Consider the following 9,160-nt stretch of genomic DNA (forward strand, 5'->3'; position numbering starts at 1 on the left):
GCATTAGAGTGGAGCCACCTGCATCATGAAGGTTTCTGGTGGGGAAGTACACCTGCTATTGAAGAATTAGGTAAGTTTTTTAACGCTGGTGGTACCGATGCTGCAAGGCATTTAACAGCTCAGGAGTTTGCAAACTTATTCTTTACCATCACAGGTTTCCACGGGTTTCACGTATTTACAGGTGTTATAATCAATATTATTATCACCGTTAATGTGTTAAGAGGTACCTATGAAAAACGCGGCAGCTATTTAATGGTTGAAAAAGTAGGTCTTTACTGGCACTTTGTAGATCTGGTTTGGGTATTTGTGTTTACATTCTTTTACTTAGTTTAAAAAAATTATATATGTCGTCAGAATCACACGAAGTTCATCACGAAGGCGGTGAGCACGAAACAATGACCCGGAAAAAAATCTGGAAAGTGTTTTTTATATTATTGGCTATTACCTGTGTTGAATTCATTATAGCATTGGTTGTTGTGCCTGGCCATCCAGAGTATCTGAGAGTTGCAAATCCTGTGTATATAGTTTTAACACTGCTTAAAGCATTTTACATTGTAGCTTACTTTATGCACTTAAAGTTCGAGAAATTAGGTTTGGCATTAGCTATTATAGTTCCAATTATATTTATAATCGGTTTAATCCTGGTACTTACTAACGAGAGCCACCACTGGATTGACCTGAGGGGGTAATGAAAGCTGCCATCTGGAAAAAAATTACAGTCCTGGTGCTCATATTAGCAGTACCAGGATTTTTGTATTATTTGCTAACCGCAAAGGGTAAAAATAGGTATAAACCACTAAGTTTTTTCGGTCCAAAGGAGGTAGCCAAAACTACACACAGATTTCATGGCAAGGATATCCCTGATACCAACTATTACAAGGTTCCTGCTTTTAAGCTCACCGATCAGGATGGTAAACAGTTTACAGAAGCCGACCTGAAAGGTAAAATATTTGTGGCCAGTTTTTTTTATACCCACTGCCCAACAGTATGTACTACCATCAATAAAAATTTGAGCTACCTGGTTGGAACTTACTGGAAAAACAAGATGGTATATTTTACCTCCATTACCGTTGATCCGAATCGGGATACCCCGGATGTTTTAAAAAAATACCTGCAAAGCTATAAGCCCGAATCAAACCGCTGGGTATTTTTAACTGGCGACACTACATCTATCTATTCCCTGGCCCGTAAAGGCTTTTTGGTTGATGCCGTACAAACAGGCAAGGATGATTTTATATACAGCGATAAACTGATCCTTATCGACCAGGATAAACACATCAGGGGATATTATTCGGGCGCCAATACCACCGATGTTAACCGCCTTAACGACGAAATAAAAGTACTGATTGCAGAAGAGTTGCGTAAAGTTGATAAAGCCTTATACTAAGTGATATGACCGATAAATTTATTTTCCGTTTTGTGGCATCGGTCACCATATTTGTGGTACTGGTAGTTGTTGTTTTAAACCGTCACCTTATCCCCGGTCCGGCAGTAGCCCCGGCGTTTACGCCATACCTGCCTATGCTGAATGCCGTATTGAATGGCACCTGTGCTGTGCTTTTACTTACATCACTTTACTTTATTAAAGAAGGCAATATAAAGGTTCATAAACGGCTTAATATTGTTACATTTTGTTTATCATCTACATTCCTGGTATCGTACATCCTGTTTCATTACCTGATGCGTAATGATATATTTTATGGTGATGCCAATTTTGACGGAATACTTTCAATTGACGAGCGTGAATCTATTGGCGTATTGCGTACCGTATATCTGAGCATTTTGATCCCGCACATTGTATTGGCGGCCGGTGTTTTACCGCTGAYATTATTAAGCTTTTACCGCGGCCTGCAAATGCAGGTAGAAAAGCACCGTAAACTTGTACGCTGGGCATTCCCGATATGGTTATTTGTAACGGTAAGCGGTGTAGTGGTTTATTTAATGATAAAGCCGTACTATCATTTTTAACAGGCAGACAATATAGTCTGGCAGGCTTTGTTTTAGCGATGCCTTTGGCCCAGGCTGTGCATTCATACGCCTGCAGGCATTACGCTCACTGGCCGGTATCCATTTCCATCCCTATCGCATTGTCTGAACGGGAATTTATGGAATTAGCCGAATTTTTAAAATTCTGATTTTTTTTAATTCCCAAAATTCCGGTTCAGACGAGATCTTTGCCATTAACTATCTTCGTAAGCATGCGATTCTATTTCTAATAATAATTAGTTAAATTTGTAGAATGAAACGAGTTTCAAAAATCATTCTTTTCGTAATGGCCCTTGGGCTTATGGTATGCGCAAGGCAGCCTGTAAAAGCACAATGCGCGCAATGTGCTGCCACTGTTGAAACAAATACTAAAAGCGGCGGTAACGCAGCTAAAGGCTTAAATAAAGGCATCCTGTTTCTTTTAGGTGCGCCTTACTTTGCAGTTGCTGCCGGCGGGTATATTTGGTACAAAAAATATCGCCGTAAAAATGTTAACCTTAACATGCGCGACGAAAAGCTGAACCTGAATTAAGTAATTTATATACTCCTCTAATTTATTAACATGCCGGAAACTCCAAAATCATGGGCGATGCTTCATTGTAAATGCCCGCGATGCCGTCGTGGAGATATGTTTCAGGGAGGCGCGTATAGCTTTTCAAATAAAATAAACCTCAATTGCCCGCATTGCAATATGCATTTTGAGATAGAACCGGGATATTTTTATGCGGCTATGTATGTAAGCTACGCCCTAAATGTGGGTGAAGCATTAGGCTTGGCCTGGCTTACATATTTAATTACGCACAATTCCGATTCGCCCTGGTTATATCTTAGTGTAATTATTTTAGGCTGCCTTGTACTGGCACCTATAAATTTCAGATATTCGCGTGTGCTTTTGTTATATTGGCTATCGCCCAAAATACATTACCAGGCCTATTTAGATACTGATGATATACCAGGAAAGTCTTGAATTTTTGAAAGATCTGGCTCAAAACAACAATCGTGAATGGTTTTTGGCCAATAAAGAACGTTACGATGCTGCCCGTGAAAATGTAATTGACTTTACAGGGCAGTTACTCGCCAAACTGCAAAAGATAGATCCGGCGATTGATGAAACTATGGATCCTAAAAAACGCGTAATGCGAATTTATCGCGACATCCGTTTCAGCAAAAATAAAACTCCTTATAAAGATAATTTCGGCGTAAGCATCCCTTCTGGGGGCTTAAAAGGCAGCAGGGCGGAGTTCTATTTGCAGGTTTCACCGGGAAACTCATTTATTGCCGGTGGTTACTGGATGCCCGAGGCTGCGCACTTGAAAGCCATACGCCAGGAGATAGATTATAACGCATCTGCATTGAAGCAGATTATTGATGACAAAGCGTTTATCGAATTATTTGGTGATTTCAGAAAACAAGAGCAGTTAAAGTCTGTTCCCAGGGAGTATAGCGCAGAAAATGAAAATATCGACCTGCTAAAGTTGAAAAGCTTTGTAGCCTGGCATAAAATATCCGATGAGGATATCACAAAAGATGGTGCAGTACAGCTGGTAGCTGATATGTGCAGCAAAATATATCCGCTGAATGTTTTCCTGAAGAATGCACTCGCATAACAACAACCTGAAAATTAACCACATGAAAACTAAATATCTATTATTAGCCGCTGCTTTTTGCATAGCCATTAGCTCATGCAAAATATTATCGCCCAAGGAGTACAGATCTTTATTGGCTCAACGCGATTCATTAAATACCCGTGCCGGAACTTTGGAATCGCAGCTTGCACAATTGCAGAGCGATACCATGCGCCTGCACCGGCAGATAAGCGATCTGCTAAGCAACAACAGTTCCCTTACCAATAACCTCGATGTTACATCAACCAAAGCCAATCAGCTGGCTGCTGATCTGCAAAAACGCGAAGCCCGTTTAAAGGAGGTAGAGGATATTTTGAAAAAACGTGATGAAGCCACAAATGCGCTCAAAAATAAATTACAAAAGGCCCTGTTGGGTTTCCAGGCAAGCGGGTTAACGGTTGATATCCGTAACGGTAAAGTATATGTTTCGCTTACCGATAAATTGCTGTTTCCATCGGGCAGCATAATAATTGATGATAAAGGTAAACAAGCCCTGAAACAACTGGCAGAAGTATTGAATAAAGAACCAGACATTAACATGGCAGTTGAAGGCCATACCGATGATAAAAAAGTAAAGAACCTGGGCCAGATCAAAGACAACTGGGACCTAAGCGTACTGCGCGCAACTTCCGTAACCCGATACCTTACCGAAGTTGAAATGGTTGATCCGCACAGGTTAACGGCTACCGGGAAAGGCGAGTTTCAGCCCATTGATGCTGCCGGCACTGACGACGCCCGAACCAGAAACAGGAGGATAGAGATAGTGCTTACCCCCAAACTTGATGAACTATACAACCTGATAACTAAATAATGAAAAAGCTCCCGAAATGTTTCCGGGAGCTTTTCTATTATAAAATATGGTGGAACTTTCGGGAGAGGCTTTACTCCACCTCTTCCATCAAAGTATTAAAGATTACAAACTTTTCATCAAACTTTTGCTGATGGCTGGCCTGGAGCTTGTGAAGGTGATTCATATAATATTGCTGAAAATGCTCAATGCTATCTGCATGGTATTGAATGCAGTAGGTAACCCCCTCGTTTGGAGAATCAATTACAGTTAATATCCGGTATGAGGTAAAAAGCCCGGTAGCCATTACGGCCGGTATGTGAATAGTTTTCATGTAATGAAGCCATTCTTCCTGGATGGTTTCATCCAATATTATAGTGTCGTTGTATACAATCATGGTGAAGCAAAAATAGGTATTTAAGTTGATTAGGTGAATGGTGATTGGCTGATTAGTTGATTAAGTGAGCAGTTGATTAAATGAATGGGGCTCAACAAATGCAGGGTCGACTTATCATGAATTTAAAACCATCTGACCACTCACCTAATCAACCACTCACCAACTTATGAATCCGTCTTATCTCCCCTCAGTAGCCTGAATCGTTTTCGTGCTTCATTGATCCATAAACTGCCGGGATAATCGGTGATGATTTTTTGGTACCAGGTTTTGGCGTTGGTTTTATCATCAAGGTGGTTCTCGTAAATGTCACCCAGCATAAAAACAGCATCATCGGCCCACAGCTCCGTTGGATGATCATCGAAGATCTTCTTAAGCAGGGCAACGGCATCAACGTAATTTTTCTGTTGTATAAAAATGCGCGATTTTGCCATCAGGATATCATCATTGAGGCTGTTGCCAGGGGATTTTTTGTCGATGCTATCAAGTGCCGCCAGGGCCCTGGCAGGTTGCTCAGCAAAGATCTGCAGATCTGCACGGGCATAAATTTTGAGGGCAGCTCCTGAACTATCAGCAGTGGTATTGTCGTTGATAAGCAGCAACAAGTTAAGCGCGTCATTGGCAATCAGTTGCGATGTTGCAGCTTTTAATACATCAAGCTGTCCCTTTGCCCAGGTAAAGTCGCCTGTATAATAGGCCAGTTTGGCATTTCGGAATTTGGCATCCTGTGCAATGGCAGTATTCGGAAAATCCTTCTCAACCTGGCTGTATAAAAGGGTTGCTTCCCAGGGCAGGTTATTTAACAGGTAAACATCGCCAAGGTCGAGTTTGCAGGAGGCAAGCAGGTCGGTGCGGATGTTCGGGATGGTTACAGCGCTTTCCAGTAATTTTTGGGCGTCGCTAATTTTATGCAGTTTAAAAGCCTGCAGGTTGGCCAGCTTTTGCATAGCAAAAACGGTATTGTTATTCCGGCCAAATTCGGTAAGTAAAGCCATATAATCGTGCTCCAGGCCTAATAGGTCTGCCGGCAGATATTTGCCTGCAGTGATCTTTTGGTTTTTGGTATTGATAAGCTCAATTTTAGCGGGAATATACAAGGGATTGCTTACTCCTTTTGTAATAATATACTCATACCCGCGAATAGCAACATCATAGGCCTCGTTGGAGTTTAGCGTTCGGCAAAGTTCATAAATACTGTTCCCTTCATCATTTTGCCGGCGACTGAGAGCCAGCGCCTGGTTAAGGGCAAGATCGTACTCCTTTTGCTGCATATATTGCCAGGTAAGCAGTTCGGCAAAAATGGTTTGTTGCGGGGCTTTTTGTATCCGTCTTAGTAGTGCAGTTTTAAGTAAATTATAATCGGTATCTCCTTCAAATATATTGGCAAAGGTGGTTTCGGCCTGGGTAATAAAGCTGGGGTTTGATGGCAGAAAGTTAAGATACTCTTCGATAAGAGACACCTTATCCCGTTTAAACCGATAAAGGTTTATCAGTTCATAAGTAAAGGCTTCATCACTTTTGAGTAGCTTACGACCCTGTAGAAATATTTTGATAGCGTAATCAATATTGGCATTCTGATAAAACTGGTTGGCCAGGTTGGCAATTTCCATTTGGTCTGCCGGCAGGTTTTTAAGCAAATTGTCGTAAATCGCATCGGCTTTATCAAGGTTGCCTTGCTGTGTATAAATAGTGCCCAGTACTATTTGATATTCATTAACGTTGGGGTGCTTGCGCGTCAGTTTTTTGGCTACACTTTCGGCCTCGTCGAATTTTTTAAGACTGAGCAGGGTGTTTATATAATAGGAATAATACGATTCATTATTTTGCTTGTATAGTTTCTGATAAATTTCAAGCGCTTTTTGAGGTTCGCCATTGGCATTATATTGCGTGGCCAGCTGAAGTTCATTGTTCTGTGCAAACAATTTAGCCGATCCAAGCGAAACAAAAACAATAATTGCAAATAAAGCCCTCATCTATTCAAAAATAGGGAATTAATATTATAACATGACCGTTGGGGGGTAATATTCGTATAAGGATGCACCGGGTAAAATTGTAGTGACATTTTGTTATCGTCAACTAATTTTATCTAATTTGACCTGATTAATAAAATGGGGTAAAACTAAATATGTTGAGCCGGCTAAAGATTTTTTTGTTTATTGGTATTTTTACTGTTATATGTTCCTGCAAAGATCATGTAAAGCAGATCCCTATTGTTGATTTTTTTAAAACGCCCGAAAAAAGCTTTTTCAGAATATCGCCCGATGGCAAATACATATGTTATTTAAAACCATACAAGGATAAACAGAACCTGTTTATTAAATCACTTACAGATGGTAGCGAACATATGGAAACCTCTTTTGAGGATTATCCGGTGCGGGGCGATTACTTTTGGACCTTTAATAACCAATTGGTTTTTAACCAGGATATTGTAGCAAATGACGGCTTTAAAATGTATGCGCTTGATGTATCAAAACATAAAGTGCGCATCATTTTGTCGCTCGAAAAAGTAAAGGTAAGCCTGGTTAGCCGCAGCAGGCAGCAGCCGGATATTATCACCGTGAGGATGAATAAACGCGACCCTGCTAATTTTGATGTATACCGGCTTAATATTAAAACCGGCGAGCTTACCCCTTATCTTATAAACCCAGGTAACATTACAGAGTGGTTCCCGGATGCTGATGGAAGGATTCGCCTGGTTAAATCTTCGGATGGAGTTGATGAGGCTATTTTATACCGGCCCTATGACGCTGCGCCTTTTAAGCCTGTCATTCAAAATAATTTCAAAAATTCGGTAAGGCCCATAGCTTTCACCGGGGTGAAAAACAATTTCTATGCGCTATCCAACGTCAATCGTGATAAAATGGCGCTGGTTGAAATTAATGCAGAAGATGGCAAGGAGCAAAAAACCATTTTTAGTTGCAGCAAAGCTGATATAATGTATGTAGAATACTCAAAAAGTAAACAAAGGGTTGAGTTTGCCGGATGGGAAGAAGCCAAACCCCGAAAGCATTTTCTGGCGGCTGATATTGAAAATATATATAAAAATTTGCAACAGCAGCTTAAGGGTGCCGAAATTAGGGTAGTTGATCGGGATAGCTCAGAGAACAAATTTATATTGTATACTTATACCGACCGAACCCCGGGGGCGTACTATCTTTATGAGAAAATTACCGGCAAGTTAATCAAACTGGGTGACCTTAACTCATCGCTGGTGCCCGATGAACTTTGTGCCATGCAGCCTATATCGTACAAAGCAACAGATGGGCTAATCATAAACGGATATTTAACCATGCCGTTGGGTAATAAAAAAACTAATTTGCCCATAGTAGTAATGCCGCATGATGGTCCCTGGGCCCGCGATTCATGGGGATATGATGAGCAGGTACAATTTTTAGCCAATCGTGGCTATGCCGTTTTCCAGGTGAACTACCGTGGATCAACCGGCTATGGTAAGGCCTTCAGAAGTGCAGGATACAAACAGGTAGGAGGTAAAATACAGGACGATATAACCGATGGAGTGCATTGGCTTATAGACAAAAAAATAGCTAACCCTAAAAAGATAGCCATTTTTGGCGGTCGCTTTGGTGGCTTCTCTGCTTTATATGGTGTATCTTTTCACCCCGAGCTATATAACTGTGCAGTTGTACAGTATGGGTTGATAAACTTTTTTACCTACATTAAAGATGCACCGCCTTTTTTTAAGCCTTATTTAAAAATGACATATGAAATGGTTGGTAACCCGGAAACGGATGCAGATCAGTTTCGGGCTATTTCGCCGGTTTTTCATACAGATAAGATAAAAGTGCCGCTGATTATTTTCCAGGGAGCTAAGGATCAGCGGGCCAACATCAGCGAATTGAACCAATTTGTGCGCGAATTGCGTAAGCATGATGTAGATGTGAAGTATTTTTTAAAGCCCAATGAACGTGCTTTTTTTAGAAGCGAGCGAAACCGCCTTGAAATGTATACCGAGATAGAAAAATTTCTGGATAATAATATGAGGGTTAAACCATAACGGTTATGCCGGCACAAAAGAATGTTTACCGTAAAAATTTTTCGCTGATCATCATTTTTCTGGTGCTCATATCCATTACTTTTGTTGTTGCGCTTTTTATATCCTATAACCTCACCTCAAAGTATGTAGAGAATGAGTTTGCCTCCAAAAAAATTGAAGTGCTGGAGCAAACCATTAAACCTTACAATGACTTTTTAGAGAATAAAATACCCGAAATAACATCTTACCAGGGCTTCCTTGATTCGGCGTCGGCGGCTAAGTACGCCGCATCTGTTTTTCATGACTATGGTTTTGTAAAAAGAGTAGTATTTTATGATGCACTCATTGGGGGGAACTCGGGGCCAATATCTATC

Annotated in this window: 11 protein-coding genes and 1 pseudogene; 10 read left to right on the plus strand and 2 right to left on the minus strand. The window is 40.8% G+C overall.

What is annotated here, in order from left to right; genetic code table 11:
* The 8 genes from AC1DPZ_RS16845 to AC1DPZ_RS16880 all read left to right on the plus strand — a co-directional run.
* Window positions 1-333, plus strand: a 333-nt coding sequence (locus AC1DPZ_RS16845) for a cytochrome c oxidase subunit 3 (RefSeq protein WP_477405461.1), incomplete at its 5' end; no start/stop codon positions are given.
* Window positions 334-344: 11 nt separating this feature from the next.
* Complete coding sequence (locus AC1DPZ_RS16850; RefSeq protein ID WP_477405463.1) at window positions 345-689, plus strand: cytochrome C oxidase subunit IV family protein; 345 nt, start codon at window positions 345-347, stop codon at window positions 687-689.
* Window positions 689-1,387: an SCO family protein gene (locus AC1DPZ_RS16855; RefSeq protein ID WP_477405465.1), complete on the plus strand. Its 699-nt coding sequence runs from the start codon at window positions 689-691 to the stop codon at window positions 1,385-1,387. The genes AC1DPZ_RS16850 and AC1DPZ_RS16855 overlap by 1 nt, the downstream gene beginning before the upstream one ends.
* 5 nt (window positions 1,388-1,392) lie before the next feature.
* Window positions 1,393-1,968, plus strand: coding sequence for a DUF420 domain-containing protein (locus AC1DPZ_RS16860; protein ID WP_477405467.1), 576 nt, complete (start codon window positions 1,393-1,395; stop codon window positions 1,966-1,968).
* 271 nt (window positions 1,969-2,239) lie between these two features.
* Window positions 2,240-2,518, plus strand: a complete 279-nt coding sequence (locus tag AC1DPZ_RS16865) for a hypothetical protein (protein WP_477405469.1) — start codon at window positions 2,240-2,242, stop codon at window positions 2,516-2,518.
* A 159-nt stretch (window positions 2,519-2,677) separates the two neighbouring features.
* Window positions 2,678-2,953 (plus strand): hypothetical protein, encoded by a 276-nt coding sequence (locus tag AC1DPZ_RS16870; protein ID WP_477405471.1) that lies wholly within the window; start codon window positions 2,678-2,680, stop codon window positions 2,951-2,953.
* Window positions 2,931-3,593: a DUF2461 domain-containing protein gene (locus AC1DPZ_RS16875; protein ID WP_477405473.1), complete on the plus strand. Its 663-nt coding sequence runs from the start codon at window positions 2,931-2,933 to the stop codon at window positions 3,591-3,593. Before AC1DPZ_RS16870 ends, AC1DPZ_RS16875 begins: the two co-directional genes overlap by 23 nt.
* Before the next feature lie 22 nt (window positions 3,594-3,615).
* On the plus strand, window positions 3,616-4,422 hold the full coding sequence (locus AC1DPZ_RS16880; protein ID WP_477405475.1) for an OmpA/MotB family protein: 807 nt from the start codon (window positions 3,616-3,618) through the stop codon (window positions 4,420-4,422).
* A gap of 70 nt (window positions 4,423-4,492) precedes the next feature.
* Here the strand turns inward: AC1DPZ_RS16880 and AC1DPZ_RS16885 are convergent, their stop codons facing one another.
* Window positions 4,493-4,795, minus strand: a complete 303-nt coding sequence (locus tag AC1DPZ_RS16885; RefSeq protein WP_477405477.1) for a DUF4286 family protein — start codon at window positions 4,793-4,795, stop codon at window positions 4,493-4,495.
* A gap of 164 nt (window positions 4,796-4,959) precedes the next feature.
* Window positions 4,960-6,765, minus strand: coding sequence for a tetratricopeptide repeat protein (locus AC1DPZ_RS16890; RefSeq protein WP_477405479.1), 1,806 nt, complete (start codon window positions 6,763-6,765; stop codon window positions 4,960-4,962).
* Between the two features lie 152 nt (window positions 6,766-6,917).
* Between AC1DPZ_RS16890 and AC1DPZ_RS16895 the strand changes: the two genes are divergently transcribed.
* Both AC1DPZ_RS16895 and AC1DPZ_RS16900 read left to right on the plus strand, forming a co-directional pair.
* Window positions 6,918-8,807, plus strand: a complete 1,890-nt coding sequence (locus AC1DPZ_RS16895; RefSeq protein WP_477405481.1) for an alpha/beta hydrolase family protein — start codon at window positions 6,918-6,920, stop codon at window positions 8,805-8,807.
* A gap of 5 nt (window positions 8,808-8,812) precedes the next feature.
* Window positions 8,813-9,160, plus strand: a pseudogene (locus AC1DPZ_RS16900) (sensor histidine kinase); the annotation flags it as partial.

The sequence above is a fragment of the Mucilaginibacter sp. P4_G9 genome (genome assembly GCF_056400985.1).

What these genes read in the sequence shown, in the direction of transcription:
- AC1DPZ_RS16850 (WP_477405463.1), top strand. Translation starts at nt 345, where the DNA reads ATGTCGTCAGAATCACACGAAGTTCATCACGAAGGCGGTGAGCACGAA.
- AC1DPZ_RS16855 (WP_477405465.1), top strand. Translation starts at nt 689, where the DNA reads ATGAAAGCTGCCATCTGGAAAAAAATTACAGTCCTGGTGCTCATATTA.
- AC1DPZ_RS16865 (WP_477405469.1), top strand. Translation starts at nt 2,240, where the DNA reads ATGAAACGAGTTTCAAAAATCATTCTTTTCGTAATGGCCCTTGGGCTT.
- AC1DPZ_RS16870 (WP_477405471.1), top strand. Translation starts at nt 2,678, where the DNA reads ATGCATTTTGAGATAGAACCGGGATATTTTTATGCGGCTATGTATGTA.
- AC1DPZ_RS16875 (WP_477405473.1), top strand. Translation starts at nt 2,931, where the DNA reads ATGATATACCAGGAAAGTCTTGAATTTTTGAAAGATCTGGCTCAAAAC.
- AC1DPZ_RS16880 (WP_477405475.1), top strand. Translation starts at nt 3,616, where the DNA reads ATGAAAACTAAATATCTATTATTAGCCGCTGCTTTTTGCATAGCCATT.
- AC1DPZ_RS16885 (WP_477405477.1), bottom strand. Translation starts at nt 4,795, where the DNA reads ATGATTGTATACAACGACACTATAATATTGGATGAAACCATCCAGGAA.
- AC1DPZ_RS16890 (WP_477405479.1), bottom strand. Translation starts at nt 6,765, where the DNA reads ATGAGGGCTTTATTTGCAATTATTGTTTTTGTTTCGCTTGGATCGGCT.
- AC1DPZ_RS16895 (WP_477405481.1), top strand. Translation starts at nt 6,918, where the DNA reads ATGTTGAGCCGGCTAAAGATTTTTTTGTTTATTGGTATTTTTACTGTT.